This is a genomic window from Massilia genomosp. 1, assembly GCF_011682185.1.
Classification (GTDB): domain Bacteria; phylum Pseudomonadota; class Gammaproteobacteria; order Burkholderiales; family Burkholderiaceae_D; genus Telluria_A; species Telluria_A rubra.
Map to the genome: position 1 here is coordinate 1 of NZ_WHJF01000084.1, position 20588 is coordinate 20588.

The following is a 20588-nucleotide window of genomic DNA, read 5'->3' on the forward strand; positions in this document are numbered from 1 at the left end:
TGATGACCATAGTAAATCGGTACCACCCCTTCCCATCCCGAACAGGACCGTGAAACGATTTTACGCCGATGATAGTGCTGCAACCAGTGTGAAAGTAGGTCATCGTCAGGCTAGTTATAAGAGAAAGACCCCGGTAAGCCCAAGCGCGTTCAAGATCGCGCTGGTGCAAACCGGGGTTTTTTTTCGTCCGCGTTTTCGTCATCCATTCCACTTCACAGAGCCTTCATTCGCACTGTACACTGCCAGCTTATCTTGGTTCCACTGGCAATGCTGCCGGTTTTTGGAATAAGGTAAAAAGTGAAAACACGATCGATCCTGAAACATCGCCGCCTCATGGCCTGCCTGGCGCTGTTGCTGCTCGCTGGCGCAAGCGTTTGCTGCTGGATATGGGACCGCAACGGGGCCTACGGCTTCAACGTGCTGTGGCGCCGCGGTGGCACCTACTGGGTCAATGTCACGCCGGACGATCCGCGCTTGTCGCCCGCGATGCGCATTGCGCTCACTGTGCCGGTGCCAAAGGCAAGGTCCGGGCCGATGACCTGGCAGGAACGCGAAAAAGGATTCGAGGTGACCGAGTTGCCGGTCATGGTTGATGGCCGCGAGGTCGACAGCATCCTGCTGGCGCGGATCGATCCCGCGCAGTATCGCTTCGTCGTGCGCAATGCACCGGCCGGCGACAAGGGCATCGATGAATGGGAGCGCGCAGTGCCGCAAGCGCGCCTGATCGTCAACGGCAGCTTCTTCGGCCTCAATGGCTTGCCCGACACCCCCTTCATCAGCGAGGGAACGGTGATGGGGCCGAGCCGCTACAATGCCCGCGCCGGCGCCTTCGTCGCCGACGAACATGGCGCGGGCGTGCGCGATCTGCGCGACGGCAAATGGCAGCAGGCGCTCCCCTGACCGTGGAGCCGAAGAGCGACTAGCACCGGCAGCGCAATCTTTGGTGGTAAAGTGTCGCTCACGCCGAACCAATTCCCATAGCGATGGACTACCAGCAACTCGTAACGCAGCGGCGCACGCATCCCGCATGGCGCCTGCTCGCCGCCGACAACGCCGCAATGATCGCGAGCTTCCTGCACGCGAGTTTCGTCACGCCCAACGAGCGCACCATCGGCCGTCAGCAACTGGCGTCGCAGCTGGACGACCACCTGTACCATCTGCACCAAAGCGCCGGCGAGATCCTGTTCCCCAAAGCGGCCACAGCCTACCTCGACGACTGGGCCTCCGACGAACGCGGCTGGCTGCGCAAATACTACCCGCCCGGCGACGACGAAGCGCACTACGACCTCGCCTCGGCCACCGAGCAGGCGCTCGAATGGCTCCAGAACCTCGGCCAGCGCGACTTTATCGGCACCGAGTCGCGCCTGATGACGGTATTCGACCTGCTGCACCAGATTATCGACGGCAGCGAGCTCGATCCGCGCGCCCGCATCGCCGAACTGAAACGCCGCAAGGCCGACATCGACGTCGAAATCACCGACATCAGCGCCGGCAAATTCGCATTGATGGACCCGACCCAGGTACGCGAGCGCTTCCTGCAAATGGCCGCCACCGCGCGCGACCTGCTGTCGGACTTCCGCGCGGTCGACAGCAACTTTCGCACGCTCGACCGCCAGGTGCGCGAACACATCGCCACCTGGGACGGCAGCAAGGGCGAGCTGCTGCAAGCGATCTTCGGCCAGCGCGACCTGATCGCCGATACCGACGAAGGGCGCAGCTTTCGCGCCTTCTGGGACCTGTTGATGTCCCCTTCGCGCCAGGATGAACTTAGCAGCCTGCTCGATGCGGTGCTCAAGCTTGGGCCGGTACGCGAGCTGCAGCCGGACGCTCGCCTGCAGCGCATCCACTATGACTGGCTCGAAGCCGGCGAAGTCACCCAGCGCACCGTTGCGCGCCTGTCGGAACAGCTGCGGCGCTACCTGGACGACCAGGCCTGGCTGGAAAACCGCCGCATCATGCAGCTGATCCGCGACATCGAACAGAAAGCCCTGGCCCTGCGCGGCCAGGTCGACGAACGCGCCTTCATGGAAATCGACGAAGCCGCGCCCTCGCTGGCCATGTCGATGGACCGCACCCTGTACAATCCGCCGTTCAAGCCGAAGATCACGCAGCAGATCGTCAGCGACGATGGCGTCGAGATCGCGTCCGACGCGCTGTTCGAACAAATCTACGTGGACCAGCTGCGCCTCATGTCGAACATCCGGCGCGCGCTGCAGACGCGCCAGCAAGTCTCGCTCGGCGCCTTGGCGCGCGAGTATCCGATCGAGCAGGGCCTGGCCGAACTGGCCACCTACCTCAAGCTGGCCACCCAGGACATGCATGCCGCGATCGACGACAATCAGTCCGAAACCGTCGACTGGATTGACGACACCGGGCGCCATCGCCAGGCCACGCTCCCCCTTATCATTTACGCGGCATGAATCCTGAACCGACCACTCCCAACGACCAAAACCGCCTCGGCCAGCTGCTGGTCGCGCTGTTCCAGGCGGTGCTGTACCGCGACACCGACAGCGCCCTGTGGCAGGCGCTGATGGAGCTGCAGGCGCGCGTGCGCGACTATACCGCCACCATCGGCCTCGAACTCATTCTCGATGACGCCGAAGGCTACGCCTACCTGCGCCAGCGCCCCTTGGTGGCGGGCGAACCGGAACTGCCACGCCTGGTCCAGCGGCGCCAGCTCAGCTATCCGGTCAGCCTGATCCTGGCCCTGCTGCGCAAGAAACTGGCCGAATTCGACGCCACCGGCGGCGAGACGCGCTTAGTCATCGACCGTGACCAGATCGCGGAACAAGTGCGCCTGTTTTTGCCGCAGACCGGCAACGAAGCGCGCCTGCTCGACCGCATGGATGCGCACCTGAACAAGGTGGTCGAGCTGGGCTTTCTGCACCGCCTGCGCGGACAGGAAAACCAGTTCGAAGTGCGCCGCATCCTCAAGGCGTTTGTGGACGCCCAATGGCTGGCCGACTTCGAACAGCGCCTGGCCGCTTACGCCGCCCACGCCGCCAGCGGCGAGGAGGACGCATGACTCAGGCGCCCGTGGTCGATATTCCCGCAAGCGATGGCGGCGACCCGGCGCTCGAGCGCGCGGGCTTCCGGCTGCGCCACTTCGAGGTGTTCAACTGGGGCACCTTCCATGAACGCGTCTGGCGCCTGCACCCGGGCGGCGACAACATGCTGCTGACCGGCGATATCGGCTCCGGCAAGTCGACCCTGGTCGACGCCATCACCACCTTGCTGGTGCCGGCCCAGAAGATCGCCTACAACAAGGCGGCCGGCGCCGACGCGCGCGAGCGCAGCCTGCGCACCTACGTCATGGGCAACTACAAGTCCGAACGTGGCGAGACCGGCCTGGCCGCGCGCGCCGTCGCCCTGCGCGATCACAACAGCTACTCGGTGATCCTCGGCGTGTTCCACAACGAAGGCTTCGACCAGACCGTCACCCTGGCGCAGGTATTCTGGTTCAAGAATCCGCACGGCCAGCCCGAACGCTTCTATGTCGTCGCCGACGGCGCGCTATCGGTGGCCGAGCACTTCGCCGGCTTCGGCACCGATATCGCGCAACTGCGCAAGCGCCTGCGCGCGCTGGCCGGGGTCACCCTGCACGAGAGTTTTCCGCCATATGGGGCCGACTTCCGGCGCCGTTTCGGCATCGCCAGCGAACAGGCGATGGACCTGTTCCACCAGACCGTATCGATGAAATCGGTCGGCAACCTGACCGACTTCGTGCGCGACCACATGCTTGAAGCTTTTCCGGTGGAGGCGCGCATCGGCGCCCTGATCGCCCACTTCGACGACCTCAATCGCGCGCATGAAGCGGTGCTCAAGGCCAAGCTCCAGATCGAGCAGCTCACCCCCCTGGTGGCCGACTGCGACCGTCACGCGGCGCTGCAGGAACAGGTGCTCCAGCTGCGCGGCTGCCGCGAAGCGCTGCGTCCGTGGTTCGCCCATCTCAAGGGCGAGCTGCTGGAAAAGCGCATCGGCATCCTGCGTTCGGAGCGCGACAAACTGGCCGGACGCCTTGAGCACCTGAAGGAAGAAAAACGCAGCCAGATGCTGCGGCGCGACGACATCAGCCAGGCGATCGCGGCCAACGGCGGCAACCGCATCGAGCAAATCAAGGGCGAAGTCGCGCGCCTGCAAGCGACGCGCGACGAACGTACGCGCCGCTCGCGCGTGTACGACGCCCTGGCGGCGGCGCTTGGCTTGTCCGGCGCGGCCGACGCGGCCACCTTCGAGGCCAACCGGCGCGCCATCGACGACGGCAAGGCCGGTTGCACCGCGCGCCGCGACGATACGCAAAACCAGCTGATGATGGCCGGCGTGAGCCTGCACGCACTGCGCGACCAGCACGGCGCCATCACCACCGAACTCGAATCGTTGCGCCAGCGTCGCTCCAACATCACCAGCCAGATGCTGGCCCTGCGCGCCGCCCTGTGCGACGCGCTGCGCATCGCACCGGAGGCCTTGCCCTTCATTGGCGAATTGATCCAGGTGCGCGAGGAAGAACGCGCATGGGAAGGCGCGGCCGAGCGCATGCTGCACAGCTTCGGCCTGTCGCTGCTGGTGCCGGAAGCGCACTACGGCGCCGTGGCGGCGTGGGTCGACGCCACCAACCTGGGCAACCGGCTGGTGTACTTCCGCGTGCGCGCCAATGTGGCGGCCGACCACCACGGCCTGCACCAGGACGCGCTGGCGCGCAAGCTGGCCATCAAGCCCGATTCGCCTTTCTACGGCTGGATCGACGCCGAACTGGCGCGCCGCTACGACCACGCCTGCTGCGACACGCTCGACCAGTTCCGCCGCGAGAAGCGCGCCGTCACCCGCAACGGCCAGGTCAAGGCCGGCGGCGAGCGCCACGAAAAAGATGACCGGCACCGCATCGACGACCGCTCGCGCTACGTACTGGGATGGTCGAACGAAGGCAAGATCGCCGCGCTGGCCAGGCAGGAGCGCGATCTCTCCACCCGCATCCAGGCGCATGCGGAAAAAATCAAGTCGGTGAAAGTCGAAGTCGATCGCCAGAACGCCATGTTGGGCAACTGGAATCAACTGGGCACCTATGCCGATTTCACTGAACTCGACTGGAAGCCGCTGTTGTCCGCCATCGACGCGCTCGAACGCGAACAGGAAGCGCTGGCCGCTTCGTCAGACCTGTTGCGCACCTTGCAGCAGCAGTTTGCCGAACTGACCGCCGCCCAGGCGGTCACCGAAATGCAGCTCATCAACGCCACCGGCGAGCATGCCACCGCGCTCGAAAAAATGAACGTCGCCGGCCTCGCGCTGGACGATTGCGTCGTCTTGCTTGACGCGACCCCGCAGCAATCGCGCGAGCGGTATTTTCCGCTGCTCGACGCGCTGCGCACCGAGGTGCTGGGCGAGCACACGCTTACGGTTGAATCGTGCGAGAACCGCGAAAAGGACATGCGCCACGAACTGCAAGCCCGGATCGACGCCGAGCAAAAGAAAATCGGCACCCTGCGCGACGCCATCATCGGCGCCATGCGAGACTACACCCATGCGTGGCCGCTGGACGCGCGCGAGGTCGATGTGGGCATCGACGCCGCCGCCGAATTCGCCAACATGCTGGCGGTGCTGCAGGCCGACGACCTGCCGCGCTTCGCCGGGCGCTTCAAGGAACTGCTCAACGAAAACACCATCCGCGAGATCGCCGGCTTCCAGTCGCAGCTCAAGCGCGAGCGCGAGACCATCCGCGAGCGCATCGACACCATCAACAACTCGCTGCACCAGATCGACTACAACCCGAACCGCTACATCGCGCTCGAAGCGGAGAATAATCTCGATGCCGACCTGCGCGACTTCCAGCAAGACCTGCGCAGCTGCACCGAAGGGGCGCTGACCGGATCGGCCGACGAGGAGTACTCGGAAGCGAAGTTCCTGCAGGTCAAACGCATCATCGAGCGCTTTCGCGGTCGCGAAGGCACGGCCGAGATGGACAAGCGCTGGACGCGCAAGGTCACCGACGTGCGCAACTGGTTCGTGTTCTCGGCGTCCGAGCGCTGGCGCGAGGACGGCCGCGAGCACGAACACTACACCGACGCCGGCGGCAAGTCGGGCGGGCAGAAGGAAAAGCTGGCCTACACCGTACTGGCGGCCAGCCTGGCCTACCAGTTCGGCCTGGAATGGGGCGTGGTGCGTTCGCGCTCGTTCCGCTTCGTGGTCATCGACGAAGCTTTCGGACGCGGCTCGGACGAATCGGCGCGCTATGGGCTCGAACTGTTCAAGCGCATGAACCTGCAACTGCTGATCGTCACGCCGCTGCAAAAGATTCACATCATCGAACCGTACGTGTCGGGCCTGGGTTTCGTGCACAGCGAAGAAGGACGGCAGTCGAAGCTGCGCTACCTGACCATCGAACAGTACCAGGCCGAGCGCAGCGCGCGCGCCGCATGAGCCCCGTGCCAGCCTGGTCGAGCGCAGCGACGATCCGCGCCCAGGTCCAGCGGCTGTGGGACGATGGCCGCCTGCTGGCCGCGCGCGTGGGCGGCGAGGCCCTGTTCCCGCTCGAACTGCGCCTGCGCCAACCGACCGTGGCGCAAACCGGCGAGCGTTTCGAGGAGGTGCGCGCATGGATCAGGGAACTCGACGCCGGCAGCACAAGCGCGCGCGGCTACGGCTACCGGATCGTCTGGCGCGAGATCAATCACCGCCAGCTCGGGCGCAACCGCATTCCCGACAGCGTGGTGTTCGACAGCGATGCCGACGCCCTGCGCCTGATCGGGCGCCAGCTTGATGCGCGCCGCTTCGACCAGATTGCCGCTGCCACCATCAAGCTCTTTCCGCAACTGGCCGGCTGGCTGGCGCGGCGCGCGCTGGCCGTGATGGAGCAAAGCGAGGCGTGGGAGCGCATCCTGGCGATTCTGGAATGGTTCGTCGCCCATCCGCGCCCCGGCCTGTACCTGCGCCAGCTCGACATCGCCGGTGTCGACAGCAAATTCATCGAAACGCGCAAAGCCATGCTGGCCGAGCTGCTCGACCTGGTGCTGTCGCCCGCCGCCATCGATGCGAACGCGTCTGGCGCGCGCCAGTTCGAAGCGCGTTACGGATTATTGAGCAAACCGGCGCTGCTGCGTTTTCGGGTGCTCGATCCGGCGCATGCCATTGGCGGCTTGTCGGACTTGTCCGTGCCGCTGGCGCAGTTCGCGGCGCTGCAAACGCAAGTGCGGCGCGTCTTCATCACGGAGAACGAAATCAACGGCCTGGCGTTTCCGCAGATGCCTGACGCGATGGTGATTTTTGGCGGCGGCTACGGTGTCGAGCGCCTGGCCGACGTGCCCTGGCTGGCCACGCGCGAAGTGTACTATTGGGGCGATATCGACACGCATGGCTTCGCGATCCTGGACCGCCTGCGCGGCGCCATCCCGCATGCGCGCTCGATCCTGATGGATAGCGCGACCCTGATGGCGCACCGGGCGCTGTGGGGGACGGAAGAGGCCGACAAGCGCTTCACCGGGCAGCCGTCAAGATTGGCGCGCGCCGAACTGGCACTGTTCGAGGCCTTGCGCGACGATGTGTTTGGTGAGCGCATCCGGATGGAGCAGGAGCGCCTGTCGTTCGGCTCGGTGCAGCAAGCCCTGGCCGCGCTGTGGGCGGCCGCCGGGCCGAAACTTACTTGATCGTGGCGAGCAATGCGAGCGCTTTCCCGATCGCCGGTGCCATCATGGTTTCGTGGTTGCCGCTAACAACCTCATGCCGGCAGACGGACGTTTTTGCGACCAGGGTACAAAACTCGGCGTTGGCCGCTTTCATTCCCGGATTGTTGCTTTCCGAGAAAAGATACAAAGGGGTTTTTACGCTGTCCGTATAGAGATAGGGATTGCGGATCTTGCGCTCCATCTCGTTGTTTTTATCGAACGGAATGATTCTGAAATGGTCGATCCATTCGAGCAAGCGGGGGTATCCACTGAGCGAGACGCTGGCCTTGAATGGCGATGGCATTTGCGCCACCAGGACAGCCAGGCTGCCTCCCACACTGTGACCCATCACAAAAATACGGTCTTTGTCGACGCCGGGAACGGCAGCCAGGTAGCGACCGGCTGCAATAGCGTCATCGACTTCGCCGCCGAAGAGTTCGAAATTGCCTGGGTTGCCATTTTCGCCCCGCAGGCGTGGCATCAGGAGAATATAGCCGGCATCGACCAGGGCCTTCGCTGCATCCCAGTCCTCCTCCCCAAAAGAAAATCCCCCATGCAAAAAGACAACTGCCGGTGCGAGCTTCGTCGCTGGCGCCGAGGTCGATAGCCACGCTTTTAACTGCAGAGGTCCGGACTGGTAGCCGACCTCCTTGACGCCGGCGGGAGTGCGCAGCGCTGCGAAGTCCTGAGGCGCTTTTGCCGACACGGTAAGCCGGGTGGCGTACGCCTGGCGCGCGTCTGCGAGGGTACCCGCCATCGATGCCGTGGATAAGGCGAACAAGGCAAAAGCGAGGCCATGCTGAATCAGTTTTTTCGTCATTTTTTTTCTAGGGTTCGGTTGAAATTGGTGGATGCTTCTGCGCCAGCGGCAAGCTGTCGCACAGCGCGTTCGGATGACCCTGGACCGTTGGCGCACGACTGGCGCCAACATGTCCCGGGGGGGCGGAAAGGAGTGCGATCTTATGCCGCGGCCGCGCTCAGCGCAGCGGCCGGCGCATGGATCTGCGCATGCGCCACCGCCATGCGCAACATGGTCGGCGTCACATACGCGCGGTGCGTGCGGTCGATCGCCCACATGTAAAAGCGCCCGAACAGGTTCTTGCAGCGCACCCGCGATCCCAGGCTGAACTCCACCTGGCCGCCCTTGACGATGCGCGCCGCCACGCAGGAGCGGAACGACAAATGCTTGTCGTCCGCGCCCAGCACCACTTGCGCGCGCGTGTTGTGCTCGTCCGTGCCTTGATCGAGCACCGGGAAACGGTTCGCGAACAGGCGGCTCTTGTCGGGCGAGAGCAGCGACGACACCGGGCAGCCCAGTGACGAGGTGCGTAAACCCATCGGCCGCACCAGCACATTGCGCACCGCCATCATGCGGGTGACGCCGCGCGGCGGATTTTCCATGAATCCGTCGAGCAAACGCGTCAGCAGCGCCGTCGCATTCGTCTCCTGGAAATTGGCCAGCGGCATGGTCAGGGTGAACGTATCTTCATGATGAAACGGCGTACCCTCGAATTGCTTGAGCAGCAAGGAGCCAGCCGGCGTTGCGTCCAGTTCGCGTACCTCGGCGCCGCCGCCATGATGCGACACGAAACCCTTCGAGCGGCGCCACGCGCCCCATTTGCCGAGAAGCGTGCCGACCTTGCCGCGTGCCGTGTAGCACATGGCGCGCTGCAAGGTACCCGGCGGCGCTTCCAGCGACAGGTCGACGGTTGCGACTTGCCCCTTGGCCATTGCCGCGTCGAGCAAATCGGCCACTGCCTGCGGCAGCAGCGAGGTCAACGAGGGAATACTGGCTTCGTTCGCCATGACCTGTTGCCGCAGTTCCTCGGACAAATCGCCGCCGAGCTCGTTGGTGTGGCAGGACAGCGCGAAAAACACGGGATGCGGACTGTTGCGCGTGAGCGGCGCGAACTGGTGCCAGGTCTCGCCGCCGAAGCGCACCGTGAACATGCAATCGGGTGGAATATTGATGCATTGAAGCGCGCGCAGGAAACTTTGCGGATCTTCCTCGATGTGCGCCGTGGAGGCGCTGGAAAAACGCAACTGCGCGCCGCCGCTGCCCGAAATGGCCGTGAAAATGCGATGTCCGGCGTGCCGGTGGAAAGGATGCCCTTTCGGGCCGACCACAAAGGAATACAGCGATGTGGGATCGCCCTTGTCGAAATCGGTGCCGCCCAGCTTGGCCGATGGCTCGTCGAGCTCGTCGACAAACTCCTGGTGCTGCTGTTGTCGCGCCGATACGCTGGCGAACAAATGATTGCCGGAGCCATGCACCAGTTGCGCGATCAGCGACACTTCGACCGGCAGTCCACCCGAGCTGGACGGAATCCGAACCGAAGGGAAGGTTTGCACAACCTTAATCATTGACAACATGGCACGTCCACCGAGAGTAAATTATTGCCCTCATTCTACACATGTAGTATGTACGCCAACCGCCAACATGAACTGCGGCAGATTTTTGCAACAAGTGGCACCCTTCTATTTGAGGGCGCACAAGGCATCATACAGGGGACGGGCGGCTTCGGCGATGCGCTCCAGGCTGGCCTCGCGCAGCGCGCCGGTGTCCACCGTGGCGTCGCTGTCGAGTCCCGCCCAGCGCAGCAGCGCGGTACACGCTTGCGGGTGGTCGAACATGCCGTGCAGGTAGCTGCCCAGGACTTGATCGTCGCCCGAGCGCGCGCCTTCGTCCCGGCCCTCGATGCGAAAGGCCGGCACGTCCAGCGCCGCGCCGCTCGAAACGCCCATGTGAATTTCGTAGCCCGTCACCTCGGCGTGCGCAAAAGCGCAGCGCCCCGTCACCTGGGCCAGGCGCTTTTCGGTGCTCAGTTCGGTGCGCAGGTCGAGCAGGCCGAGGCCCGTGGTGACGCCACTGTCGCCTTCCACCCCGTGCGGATCGTCCACCTCGCGTCCCAGCATCTGGAAGCCGCCGCAAATGCCGATCACCTTGCCGCCGTAGCGCAGGTGCCTGGCGATATACGGCCCCCAGCCCTGCTCGAGCAGATAGGCCAGGTCGCCGCGCGTGTTCTTGCTACCCGGGATAATCAACAGGTCGCAGGCCGGCTTGGCCTCGTTCTGGCGCACGAATTGCAGGTCCACATCGGGATGCACGCGCAGCGCATCGAAGTCGGTGTGATTGCTCATGCGCGGCAGCGACGGCACCACCACCTTGAAGGCCCCGCGCGAGGCTTGCACCGCCTGCACCGCGTCTTCCGCATCGAGGAACAACCCTTGCAGGTAGGGCAGCACCGCCAGCACCGGTTTGCCGGTCTGCTGTTCCAGCCAGTCCAGGCCCGGTTCGAGCAGCGAGATATCGCCGCGAAAACGGTTGATCACAAAACCGATGGTGCGATCGCGCTCGCTCTGCGACAGGCACGAGAGCGTGCCGACGATGTGCGCGAACACGCCGCCACGGTCGATGTCGGCCACCAGGATCACCGGGCAGTCGACCGCCTCGGCAAAGCCCATGTTGGCGATATCGCGGTCGCGCAGGTTGATCTCCGCCGGGCTGCCCGCGCCTTCGACCATGATCGCCTGGTACTGCTGGCGCAGGCGCGCGTACGATTCGAGCACGGCGCCCATCGCCACGGTCTTGTACTGATGGTAGTCACGCGCATTCATCTCGGCGCGCACCTTGCCGTGGATGACCACCTGCGCGCCGACGTTGCTCGATGGCTTGAGCAGCACCGGGTTCATGTCGGTGTGCGGCGCCACGCCGGCGGCAATCGCCTGCAGCGCCTGGGCGCGGCCGATCTCGCCGCCGTCGGCCGTCACCGCGCTGTTCAAGGCCATGTTCTGCGGCTTGAACGGCGCCACCGATATGCCCTCGTTTTTCAGCAGGCGGCACAAGGCTGCCACCACGGTGCTCTTGCCGGCGTCGGACGTGGTCCCCTGCACCATCAGGGTGTGATAAGGGAAGCGGCTCAAGGTTTACTCCTGCGCTGGCGCACGATGTCGAGTTTCTCGCACAGGATTTCGGCCCCGGCGATCATGCGCGGCCCGGAGCGATTGAGCAGGTTGCCGTCGATGCTGAACAGGTTCCCGCGCTTGACCGCGGTCATGCTGGTGTATGGCTTCCACAGGGTCAGGCCAATATCGGTGGGACTGCGCTCGCCGCTGAACAGCGCTTCCGGATCTTCCTGCAGCACCGCTTCCACGGTGACCACGGGCGCGGTCACTTTCAGCTTGCCGAATACGTTCTCGCCCCCGCACATGCGCATGGCGTCGCTCAGGATATGGCCGTCGTTGAGGGTATACAGCGGCTTGTCCCACACCTGGTAGAACATGCGCACCGGCGCGCGTTTGGCGTACTTCGCTTGCAGCGCGCCGAGGCGCTTGCGCAGGTCGGCGGCGGCCGGATCGGCCACCGCCTCGGTGCCCATCAGCTTGCCGAGGCGGGTCAGGTTGCTGGCGATGTCATCGAGTTTGCGCGGCTCGCTGTGGAACAAGGGAATGCCGAGCGCGCGGATCTGGTCGATCTGGCGTTCCGAACTGCCGTGCATCCAGACCACGATCAGGTCGGGCTTCAAGGCTGCCACGCGCTCCATGTCGATGCCGCTGTTGCTGCCCACCTGCGGCAGGCGCTTGGCCGCTTCCGGATAATCGCTGTAGGCGACGGCCGCGATCAGGCGTTCCGCGCCGCCGGCCGCGTACAGCATCTCGGTCACGTGCGGGGCCAGCGCAATGACGCGCTGCGCGGGTTTTTGCAGGGTCACGGGTTTGCCGTCGTCGTCGTGGACCGTGATGGCGGCGCCGGCGTGCAGCGCGATCGTGCCGGCAAAGGCGGCTAACAGGTATTTCATCATGATCCTCGGTTCCATTCTTCCAGTGCGAGCGCCAGGCGCCGCCATCCATTTTCATCGGCCGGCAGGCCGAGGCGAATGCCCCGCGCCGCCTTGGGGAACAGCCGCACCCAGATCCCGCGTTCGGCCATGTGCTGCCAGAACGCCTCCGCTTGCGCTTCGGGCCACCATTGAAACAGGTCGGTGCCGCTGGAGGCGATGCCGTTCACGGCGAGCAGCGTGCGCAAACGCGTGCCTTCGCCGGCCAGGCGCGCGCGCATCGCCTCCTGCCATGCGCGATCGCCCAACGCCTTTGTCGATACCTGCTGCGCCGGGCCGCTCACTGTCCACGGCCCGAGCAAGTCGGCAAGGTCCGACAGCAAAGACGCGTGCGCGCCCACAAAGCCCATGCGCACCCCGGCCAGCCCAAAAAACTTGCCGACCGAGCGCAGCACGATCAGGCCGGGGCGGTCGCTGTGCGCGGCCACAGTCAGGTGCGGGGCGGTGTCGCCAAAGGCTTCGTCGACCACCAGCCATCCGCCGCGCTGGCCCAGTTGCGCGGCCCAGGCCAGCAAGCGTTCGGGGACCACGGTCGCGCCGGTCGGATTATTCGGATTACACAGCACCAGCACATCGCATTCTGGCAGCGCCGCGTCCAACGCGTCGTATGCCACCTCGCGCATGCTGTGACCGTGCCGCGCCCAGTGGTGCGCATGCTCGGCGTACGAGGGCGCGGCCACCACCACGCGCGATGGTGCGCGCAATTGGGGCAGCGCCTGGATCGCGGCCTGGGTGCCGGCCACCGCCAGCATGCGCGGCGCCCCATAAAATGCGCTTGCCGCGCGCACCAGTCCGGGATCGGCTTCCGGCAGGCGGTGCCACGCATTGCCCGCCAGTTGCGGCGCCGGATACCAGGTGGGATTGAGTCCCGTCGACAGGTCCAGCCAGTCGTCCAGCGGACGGTTGAAGCGGATCGACGCCGCGCGCAGTTTGCCGCCGTGTTCAAGCATGAAGTGCTCCCATGAATAGTGCCGCCGCTGCGGCCACGCCCAGCCACAGCGTGGCGGTGGCGCGCACCAGTTTCCAGGCGCGCGCGATATCGCCCGCCTGCGCGGCGCGCCCGCGTCCCAGCGGGGGGCGCTGTTCGGCCACGCCGTCGTAGGTGGCGCTGCCGCCCAGCGCGAGGCCGAGCGCGCCGGCGCCGCTGGCCATTACCGGCCCCGCGTTCGGGCTCGGCCAGCCGGGCGCCTGCGCGCGCCAGCATTTCCACGCCGCGCGCCGGTGATCGGCCAGCAGCACGTAGGACAGCGCGGTCAGGCGCGCCGGAACGTAGTTCAGCACATCGTCGATGCGCGCCGCCGCCCAGCCGAATTGCAGGTAACGCGTGTTCTTGTAGCCCCACATCGCGTCCAGCGTATTGGCGAGGCGGAACAGCAACGCGCCCGCGCCGCCGGCCACCACGAACCAGAACAGGGTGCCGAAGACCGCGTCGTTGCCGTTTTCGAGCAGCGATTCGGCGCTGGCCTTGGCCAGGTCGGCTTCGCTGGCCTCCATGGTGTCGCGGCTGACGATACGCGCCGTCAGCAGGCGCGCCTGCGCCAGGTCGCCGCTTTCCAGCGCCTGCGCGATCGGCAGGTTATGGTCGCGCAGGCTGCGAAAACCCAGGCAAAAATAGAGGAGAAAGGCATGCGCGGCCAGTCCCGCGCCCTGGCACAGCAGCGCGCCGAGCGCCGCCAGCGGCAGCACCGCCAGCGTCCACGCCAGCACGCCGCGTACAAAGCGTGAGTTGCCGCGATTGCACGCGCGCTCGATGCGCATCGCCAGGTTGCCGAAGCCGACCAGCGGATGCCAGCGCCGCGCTTCGCCCAGCAGCAGGTCGAGCAGCACGCCGCCGGCCAGCAGCAGCGCCACCTGCGCCAGGTTCAGGCCACTCAGCATGCCTGGCCCTTGATGGTGAGCGGCATGCCGGCCACGATGAACAGGGCGCGCTCGCAGGCCTTGGCGACGGCCTGGTTCAGTCGCCCGGCTTCATCGGTGAAGCAGCGCGACAGGGCGCCGTACGGCACGATCCCCATGCCCACTTCGTTCGACACCATGATCACGTCGCCGGGCGCTTGCGGCAGGGCCGCCAGCAGCGCGTCGCACTGTTCGTAGAAAATGTCGGGCAGATTGATCACGCCCACTTCCGGGAAATCCTGGTCGGCCGAAAAAATCAGGTTGCTCAGCCACAGGGTCAGGCAGTCGACCAGCACCAGCGTATCCGGTTCGCTGCAGCGCAGGATGGCGTCGCCGAGCAGCAGCGGTTCTTCGATGGTGGTCCAGCTGCCCGGACGGCTGGAACGGTGGGTCTTGATGCGCACCGCCATTTCGCCATCGCCGGCGCGCGCGGTGGCGATGTAGACGACTTCCTTGCCCGATTCGAGCGCCAGTTTTTCGGCGTAGGCGCTTTTGCCGGAGCGCGCGCCGCCGAGGATCAGTGTCGTCGTCATGCATCGCTCCTGGAGAACAAGGCCGCCGCTGCGGCGGGGCAGGATGGAAAGTAGGCGTGGAAGTACGATGCCGTCAACGAGCCGGCACGGTACACCGCTTCGCCGCTGGCGCCGCTCGGGTGCTTGACCGTGTGTACGGCTGGCGCGAGCGCCGTTTCCAGCCGCGAGTAATGAAAGGTATGCCCGCGCAGGACGCCGTGCGGCGTTTCCAGCCCTTGGGAGCCGAGACCGGCGATGCGCGCCTGCATGGTCACCGTTCCTTCGAGCAGGCCGGCCATCGGCCACACCGTACTCGCCTGGTCGGCCAGCGAACCGGCCAGCGCCATCATGCCGCCGCATTCGGCCACGATCGGCATGCCGTCCGCGTGGGCGGCGCGGATCGATGCGCGCCAGCGCGCGGCGCCGGCCAGCGTCGCGCCGTGCAGCTCCGGATAACCGCCCGGGAGATAGACGGCGTCGGCGTGCGCCGGCACCGGCTCGTCGGCCAGCGGCGAAAAGAAGGCGAGGGTGGCGCCCAGTACACGCAGGGTAGCCAGGTTGGCCGGGTACAAAAAGGCAAAGGCGGCGTCGCGCGCAATGGCGATGGTGCGCCCCGCCAGCAGCGGCGCTGGCGCTGCCATGCGGGCGCTGAGGTCGATGCGGGTGCTGCGCAACCGTGCCCACGCGGCGTCGTCGAATTCGAGCTGGTCGGCCAGCTGGTCGAGCAGGCCGTCCACATCCTGCACTTCGCCCGGCAGCACCAGGCCCAGATGGCGCTCGGGCAGGGTCTTGGACTGGCGCGGCAGCACCGCGACCAGTGGAATATCGCGCATCGAAGCGGCCACCATGGCGGCGTGCCCCTTGCTGGCGACACGGTTGGCGATCACGCCCGCCATCTCCACAGGGCCGTAGTCGCGCAGGCCGAGCACCAGCGCGCCGGCGGTTTGCGCCATCGCCGAGGCGTCGATCACGGCCAGCACCGGCAGGCCGAATTCGCGCGCCAGGTCGGCCGAGGAGGGCGTGCCGTCGTACAGGCCCATGACGCCTTCGATCAGGATCACGTCGGCATCAATGGCGGCGGCCGCCAGCTGGCTGCGGCACTGTTCGCGGCCCACCATCCACAAGTCGAGCGAGCCGACCGGCGCACCGCTGGCGCGTTCGAGCAGCATCGGGTCGATGAAGTCGGGGCCGCACTTGAACACGCGCACACGCTGGCCGCGCCGCACCAGCGCGCGCGCCAGGGCTGCCGTCACCGTGGTCTTGCCCTGGCCGGACGAGACGGCGGCCACCAGCAGGACGCGCACATCCGCGTAGTCGCTCATCAGAATTCCGTCCCGGCCTGCGCCGCAATGCCGGCCTTGAAGGCGTGCTTGACGACCGTCATGTCGGTCACGGTGTCGGCAATCGCAACCAGTTCGTCCGGCGCGCCGCGCCCGGTGATGACCACATGCTGCATCCCGGGCCGGTCGAGCAGGTCGGCGATGACGGCGTGGACGTCCAGGTATTTGTACTTGAGCGCGATATTGAGTTCGTCGAACAGCACCAGCCCGATCGCCGGATCGGACAGGAAGCCCTTGGCCAGCGCCCACGCTTGCTCGGCTTTTTCGATGTCGCGTTCGCGGTTCTGGGTATCCCAGGTATAGCCTTCGCCCATCGCATGAAAACTCACTTCGTCGGGAAAACGGCGCAGGAACTTTTCTTCGCCGGTCGACATGGCGCCTTTGATGAACTGGACCACGGCCACCTTCATGCCATGCCCCATGGCGCGCACCACCATGCCGAAACCGCTCGAACTTTTGCCCTTGCCGTTGCCGGTGTTGACGATGATGATGCCGATTTCCTTCTGCGCCCCGGCGATCTTCTGGTCGATGATGGCCTTCTTGCGTTCCATGCGGACGCGGTGGCGTTCATTCAGTTCGCTGTTTGCGGTGTCGTCGATCATGCGGATTCCTCGGTTGGGATGAAAATACGGCGGCTGCCGTGGGGAAGGACTTCAATCGGGTGGCCCAGGTAGCGGCTCAGGAGCGGCGCTTGCATTACTTCGTCGACCGGGCCGGCCAGCCATTCGCCGTCGCCCATCATCAGCAATGCGTGGCTGGACGCCTGGTGCGCCAGGTTCAGGTCATGGCCGATCATGACGACCGTCTTGCCCTGCTCGCGGCACAGCTTTGCCAGCAGGCGCATCACGCTGTGCTGGTGCGCCAGGTCGAGCGCGTTGGCCGGTTCGTCCAGCAGCAGCAATGGCGTGTCCTGCGCCAGCATGGCGGCGATTGCCACGCGCTGGCGCTCGCCGCCGGACAGGGTGCGCACGTCGCGCTCGGCCAGGTCGGCCACTTCCATCGACGCCAGGGCGGCATGGGCGATGGTGTAGTCGTCGCTGCCTTCCCAGTAGCGGTTGGCGTGATAGGGATGGCGCGCCGCCAGCACGGTTTCGATGGCGCGGTAGGCAAACGCGTCGCTGCGCGATTGCGGCAAAAAGGCGCGCTGGCGCGCCAGTTCTTCGAGCGGCCAGTCCTTGAGCGCTCGCGCGCCGATGGCGATGCTGCCGCCATCGGGCTCGCGCAAGCCGGCCAGGGTGCGCATCAGCGTGCTTTTGCCGGCGCCGTTGCGACCGATGACGCACCATGACTGCCCGCTTTGCACCTGCCAGTCGAGGTTTTTCACCAAGGTGCGGCTGCCGGCGGTGAGCAGTAATTGGCGCGCTTCGATCATCATGAGCGGTTCAGCCGGTGGAGTTGGTACAAAAAGACAGGTGCGCCGATCAGCGCGGTGATCACGCCCACCGGCAGTTGCTGCGGCGCGAGCACGGTGCGCGCCAGGGTATCGGCGAGAACAAGAAAGGCGCCGCCGGCCAGGGTGGCCGCGGGGATCAGCAGGCGGTGATCGGGTCCGCAGGCGAAACGGCAGGCGTGCGGCACGATCAGGCCCACAAAACCGATGCTGCCAGCGCTGGTCACGGCGCTGGCGGTCAGCATGCCGGAGCAGAAAAACAGTCCCTTGCGCAGGGCGCTGACGCGAATGCCCAGGGTGGCGGCGGCTTCCGCGTGCAGCGCCAGCACGTTCAGCGAGCGGGCGCTGCGCAGGGCAAACATGAGGCCCACGGCCAGCACGATCCACGGCAGCGGGCGCAAAGGCGCACCGGCGATGTCGCCGATCATCCAGAAAATCATGCTGCGCAAGCGGCTTTCGGGCGCAATCGACAGCATCAAGGTCACCAGCGCAATGCAGGAGGTGGAGAGAATGGCGCCGGTCAGCAGCAGCAGCGAGGAGCCGCCTTCGGCCGCCGCGTTGCCGCGCAAGTCGCGCCGGGCCAGCATATATAAGAGCATCGAGACGGCCACCGCGCCCACGAAGGCGGCCAGGTCGACCATCCACATGGCCCACATGAACAGCAGCGCGGCCAGCGCGCCGACCGAGGCGCCGGCCGAGATGCCCAGTACATATGGCTCGGCCAGGGGATTGCGCAGCAAGGCTTGCATCATCACGCCGGCCAGCGCGAGCGCGCCGCCGGTGACAAAGGCCACCAGTGCGCGCGACAGGCGCAGGTCGAGCAGGGTGGCGGCCAGGGTCGAGGTGTCGCCTTTCGCAAGCGCCATGAGCGCGCCCGGCATCTCCGCCAGCGGGACCGGCACCGAGCCGACCATCCCGGCGATGACCAGGCTTGCCAATGCCAGCAGCGTCAGCGTCGTGATGATGACGCTGGCCCGGTGGCGCATAGTGCGAAAGAACGGATGCATGCGACTCCTGTGTGGTACTTAATTGTGCTTAACGGTCCTTAACGGTGCTTAACGGATGCCGTAGCCGATGCCGGCAAACAGCTGGCGGCCCGCAGTGGCGTAATTGCGCGCCAGTTCGTATTGTTTGTCGGCGACGTTGTTCAACCGTAGCACGGCTGACCAGTCGTGGGCAAATCGGTACGAGGCAAACAGGTTCACCAGGCCGTAGCCGGGCAGCGTGCTGCGGTTGGCCAGGTCGTCGAAGCGCTTGCCGGATACCTGCACGCCGACGCCGGCGATCAGGTTGCCCGCGTTGTACTCCACGGCGAACTTGGCGTGGCGTTTGGCGCGCCGTTGCAGGTTTTTGCCGGTGGTGTCGTCGCGCGGGTCCTGGAAGTCGAGCGAGCCGCTCATGTCGACATCGCCCAGGCGGGTGCGCGCGCCGAGGCTGACGCCTTCCAGCGTGGCGCGGTTGACATTGTAGGCGCAGCCGTTCGGGTGCGAATCGCGCTGCACCGGGCATTTGCCGGTGTTGACCAGCAGGTCGGTCAGGCGGTTGCGGTACCAGACCGCGCTCGCTTCAGTCGTGCCGTCGTTGTAGTACACGCCGCCTTCGACGTTTTTACCTTGTTCCGGCTTGTTGGTGTCGACCCCATAGCCTGGGTAATACAGTTCGTTGAAGGTCGGTGCGCGGAAACTGGTGCCGGCGCTGGCATTCACGCGCAGCGCGCGCGTAAGCTTGTAGCCGTAGCCGATGCCGCCGGTGGTCTTGTCGCCGTACTGGGTGCTGTCATCGCGCCGTGCGCTGGCGCTGGCCAGGTGGTTGCCGCGCTTCGCCGAGTAGGCGGCGGCGACCGAATTGGTGGCGCGGCTGGTGTTCAAGGCGCGCGTGGTGTCGGCGAACACGCTCTCCACGCGCCGTTCGAGCACCAGTTGCAGCAGGTCGCTTCCAAGGGCGAGGTCGTGCTGCATGCTGTAGGCGTGCGCGCGCGTGTCGATGCGGTTGCTGGCGCTGGCGCTGGTGAAATTGACCGATTTGTCGTCGGCCTCGGAAGCCTGCAGACTCATTTTCCAGCCGCTGGTGAACTGGTGTTTGGAAAAGACGGCGATGTTGTCCATGTTTTGCACGCTGCGCACGTCGAACGGGTTCGGGCCGGAGTCGTACTGCGACGCCAGGTGGCTGTGCAGGTACAGCAGGCCCGCTTCGTGGCCCTTGGCCAGCACGATGCCCAACTGGCCGCTGGCGCTGTCGCGCGCGTAGCCGTCGTTGTCCTGGTTATACGACGAGGCGCCCGGCTTGGTGGCCGAGAAGCCCTGGTCCTTGTCTTTCGACAGACCGAAGGCATAGTTGATGCTGTTGTCGCCTTCGCTGGCGCCGGCCACCCCGAACGTCATGGCGCGCGCCTTGTCGCTGCCCGCTTCCACGGAAGCGCTAACGGCGGCCGGGCCGGCGCCGCGCCGGGTGAAGATCTGCACCACGCCGCCGATGGCGTCGGCGCCGTACATGGTGGCCAGCGGGCCGTAGACGATTTCGACCCGGTCGATGTTCGCCAGCGGCAGGGTGGCCCAGTTGGCGATGCCGCTGGTGGACGAGCCGATGCGCACGCCGTCGACCAGCACCACGGTCTGCTTGGGGTCGCCGCCGCGGATAAACACTTGGGATGCGGTGCCCGGGCCGCCGTTACGGGTGATCTCGATGCCGCGCTGCTTTTGCAGCAGCTCGACGACGTTGCCGGCGCCGGAGCGTGCAATGTCGGTCGCGCTGATCAGCACATGGTCGCTCAGGACGTCGGAAGACGGCTGCGGCGCGCGCGCGGCGGTGATGATGACGGCAGTATTGGCAGTATTGGCAGTATTGGCGGAATCGACGGGGCTGTCGGCGAGGGCGCAAGGGGAGGTAAAAGCTAGCGCGAGCGACGTCAGGGCCGCGTGGCGTACAACAGGAAAGGTCATGACAAGTCTTCAGTGAATGCG

The 20588-nt window shown here is 65.8% G+C and carries 17 protein-coding genes and 1 rRNA gene; 6 read left to right on the plus strand and 12 right to left on the minus strand.

Annotation, left to right across the window (positions count from 1 at the left end; translation table 11 throughout):
• From rrf to F1735_RS24705, 6 genes are all read left to right on the plus strand, one after another.
• Positions 1-111 (plus strand): 5S ribosomal RNA (gene rrf, locus F1735_RS24680); the annotation flags it as partial.
• A gap of 186 nt (positions 112-297) precedes the next feature.
• Positions 298-900 (plus strand): hypothetical protein, encoded by a 603-nt coding sequence (locus F1735_RS24685; RefSeq protein ID WP_167239393.1) that lies wholly within the window; start codon positions 298-300, stop codon positions 898-900.
• An 83-nt stretch (positions 901-983) separates the two neighbouring features.
• On the plus strand, positions 984-2420 hold the full coding sequence (locus F1735_RS24690) for a DUF3375 domain-containing protein (protein ID WP_167239394.1): 1437 nt from the start codon (positions 984-986) through the stop codon (positions 2418-2420).
• Entirely contained in the window at positions 2417-3025 is a 609-nt protein-coding gene (locus F1735_RS24695; RefSeq protein ID WP_167239395.1) for a DUF4194 domain-containing protein, read from the plus strand. Before F1735_RS24690 ends, F1735_RS24695 begins: the two co-directional genes overlap by 4 nt.
• Positions 3022-6411: an ATP-binding protein gene (locus F1735_RS24700; RefSeq protein WP_167239396.1), complete on the plus strand. Its 3390-nt coding sequence runs from the start codon at positions 3022-3024 to the stop codon at positions 6409-6411. Before F1735_RS24695 ends, F1735_RS24700 begins: the two co-directional genes overlap by 4 nt.
• Positions 6408-7634 (plus strand): DUF3322 domain-containing protein, encoded by a 1227-nt coding sequence (locus tag F1735_RS24705; protein ID WP_187364347.1) that lies wholly within the window; start codon positions 6408-6410, stop codon positions 7632-7634. The genes F1735_RS24700 and F1735_RS24705 overlap by 4 nt, the downstream gene beginning before the upstream one ends.
• On the opposite strand, the gene F1735_RS24710 is transcribed toward F1735_RS24705, so the two are convergent.
• The 12 genes from F1735_RS24710 to F1735_RS24765 form a co-directional block, all read right to left on the minus strand.
• On the minus strand, positions 7627-8472 hold the full coding sequence (locus F1735_RS24710) for an alpha/beta hydrolase family protein (RefSeq protein WP_167239397.1): 846 nt from the start codon (positions 8470-8472) through the stop codon (positions 7627-7629). The genes F1735_RS24705 and F1735_RS24710 overlap by 8 nt on opposite strands.
• A gap of 140 nt (positions 8473-8612) precedes the next feature.
• Positions 8613-10025: a DUF2867 domain-containing protein gene (locus F1735_RS24715; RefSeq protein WP_167239398.1), complete on the minus strand. Its 1413-nt coding sequence runs from the start codon at positions 10023-10025 to the stop codon at positions 8613-8615.
• Positions 10026-10130: 105 nt separating this feature from the next.
• Complete coding sequence (locus F1735_RS24720) at positions 10131-11549, minus strand: cobyric acid synthase (RefSeq protein ID WP_187364348.1); 1419 nt, start codon at positions 11547-11549, stop codon at positions 10131-10133.
• A 23-nt stretch (positions 11550-11572) separates the two neighbouring features.
• Positions 11573-12451 (minus strand): cobalamin-binding protein, encoded by an 879-nt coding sequence (locus tag F1735_RS24725; protein WP_167239400.1) that lies wholly within the window; start codon positions 12449-12451, stop codon positions 11573-11575.
• The gene (gene cobD, locus F1735_RS24730; RefSeq protein ID WP_167239401.1) at positions 12451-13440 is read right to left on the minus strand and encodes a threonine-phosphate decarboxylase CobD; all 990 of its coding nucleotides are present in this window, start codon (positions 13438-13440) and stop codon (positions 12451-12453) included. The genes F1735_RS24725 and cobD overlap by 1 nt, the downstream gene beginning before the upstream one ends.
• Positions 13433-14368, minus strand: coding sequence for an adenosylcobinamide-phosphate synthase CbiB (gene cbiB / locus F1735_RS24735; RefSeq protein ID WP_167239402.1), 936 nt, complete (start codon positions 14366-14368; stop codon positions 13433-13435). The genes cobD and cbiB overlap by 8 nt, the downstream gene beginning before the upstream one ends.
• Positions 14362-14919, minus strand: a complete 558-nt coding sequence (gene cobU / locus F1735_RS24740; RefSeq protein ID WP_167239403.1) for a bifunctional adenosylcobinamide kinase/adenosylcobinamide-phosphate guanylyltransferase — start codon at positions 14917-14919, stop codon at positions 14362-14364. Before cobU ends, cbiB begins: the two co-directional genes overlap by 7 nt.
• The gene (locus tag F1735_RS24745) at positions 14916-16220 is read right to left on the minus strand and encodes a cobyrinate a,c-diamide synthase (protein ID WP_167239404.1); all 1305 of its coding nucleotides are present in this window, start codon (positions 16218-16220) and stop codon (positions 14916-14918) included. Before F1735_RS24745 ends, cobU begins: the two co-directional genes overlap by 4 nt.
• Positions 16220-16840 (minus strand): cob(I)yrinic acid a,c-diamide adenosyltransferase, encoded by a 621-nt coding sequence (gene cobO / locus F1735_RS24750; RefSeq protein ID WP_167239405.1) that lies wholly within the window; start codon positions 16838-16840, stop codon positions 16220-16222. The genes F1735_RS24745 and cobO overlap by 1 nt, the downstream gene beginning before the upstream one ends.
• Complete coding sequence (locus F1735_RS24755; protein ID WP_167239417.1) at positions 16837-17610, minus strand: ABC transporter ATP-binding protein; 774 nt, start codon at positions 17608-17610, stop codon at positions 16837-16839. Before F1735_RS24755 ends, cobO begins: the two co-directional genes overlap by 4 nt.
• Positions 17610-18635 (minus strand): FecCD family ABC transporter permease, encoded by a 1026-nt coding sequence (locus F1735_RS24760; RefSeq protein WP_167239406.1) that lies wholly within the window; start codon positions 18633-18635, stop codon positions 17610-17612. Before F1735_RS24760 ends, F1735_RS24755 begins: the two co-directional genes overlap by 1 nt.
• 48 nt (positions 18636-18683) lie before the next feature.
• Complete coding sequence (locus tag F1735_RS24765) at positions 18684-20567, minus strand: TonB-dependent receptor plug domain-containing protein (RefSeq protein WP_167239407.1); 1884 nt, start codon at positions 20565-20567, stop codon at positions 18684-18686.
• Positions 20568-20588 lie beyond the last annotated feature (21 nt).

Excerpts from the sequence above, each read along its gene's own strand:
- F1735_RS24705 (WP_187364347.1), top strand. The coding sequence starts at position 6,408 with ATGAGCCCCGTGCCAGCCTGGTCGAGCGCAGCGACGATCCGCGCCCAG.
- cobD (WP_167239401.1), bottom strand. The coding sequence starts at position 13,440 with ATGCTTGAACACGGCGGCAAACTGCGCGCGGCGTCGATCCGCTTCAAC.
- F1735_RS24765 (WP_167239407.1), bottom strand. The coding sequence starts at position 20,567 with ATGACCTTTCCTGTTGTACGCCACGCGGCCCTGACGTCGCTCGCGCTA.
- cobU (WP_167239403.1), bottom strand. The coding sequence starts at position 14,919 with ATGACGACGACACTGATCCTCGGCGGCGCGCGCTCCGGCAAAAGCGCC.
- F1735_RS24720 (WP_187364348.1), bottom strand. The coding sequence starts at position 11,549 with ATGGTGCAGGGGACCACGTCCGACGCCGGCAAGAGCACCGTGGTGGCA.
- F1735_RS24755 (WP_167239417.1), bottom strand. The coding sequence starts at position 17,610 with ATGATCGAAGCGCGCCAATTACTGCTCACCGCCGGCAGCCGCACCTTG.
- F1735_RS24715 (WP_167239398.1), bottom strand. The coding sequence starts at position 10,025 with ATGTTGTCAATGATTAAGGTTGTGCAAACCTTCCCTTCGGTTCGGATT.
- cobO (WP_167239405.1), bottom strand. The coding sequence starts at position 16,840 with ATGATCGACGACACCGCAAACAGCGAACTGAATGAACGCCACCGCGTC.
- F1735_RS24700 (WP_167239396.1), top strand. The coding sequence starts at position 3,022 with ATGACTCAGGCGCCCGTGGTCGATATTCCCGCAAGCGATGGCGGCGAC.
- F1735_RS24710 (WP_167239397.1), bottom strand. The coding sequence starts at position 8,472 with ATGACGAAAAAACTGATTCAGCATGGCCTCGCTTTTGCCTTGTTCGCC.
- F1735_RS24695 (WP_167239395.1), top strand. The coding sequence starts at position 2,417 with ATGAATCCTGAACCGACCACTCCCAACGACCAAAACCGCCTCGGCCAG.
- F1735_RS24725 (WP_167239400.1), bottom strand. The coding sequence starts at position 12,451 with ATGAAATACCTGTTAGCCGCCTTTGCCGGCACGATCGCGCTGCACGCC.
- cbiB (WP_167239402.1), bottom strand. The coding sequence starts at position 14,368 with ATGCTGAGTGGCCTGAACCTGGCGCAGGTGGCGCTGCTGCTGGCCGGC.
- F1735_RS24745 (WP_167239404.1), bottom strand. The coding sequence starts at position 16,220 with ATGAGCGACTACGCGGATGTGCGCGTCCTGCTGGTGGCCGCCGTCTCG.
- F1735_RS24760 (WP_167239406.1), bottom strand. The coding sequence starts at position 18,635 with ATGCATCCGTTCTTTCGCACTATGCGCCACCGGGCCAGCGTCATCATC.
- F1735_RS24690 (WP_167239394.1), top strand. The coding sequence starts at position 984 with ATGGACTACCAGCAACTCGTAACGCAGCGGCGCACGCATCCCGCATGG.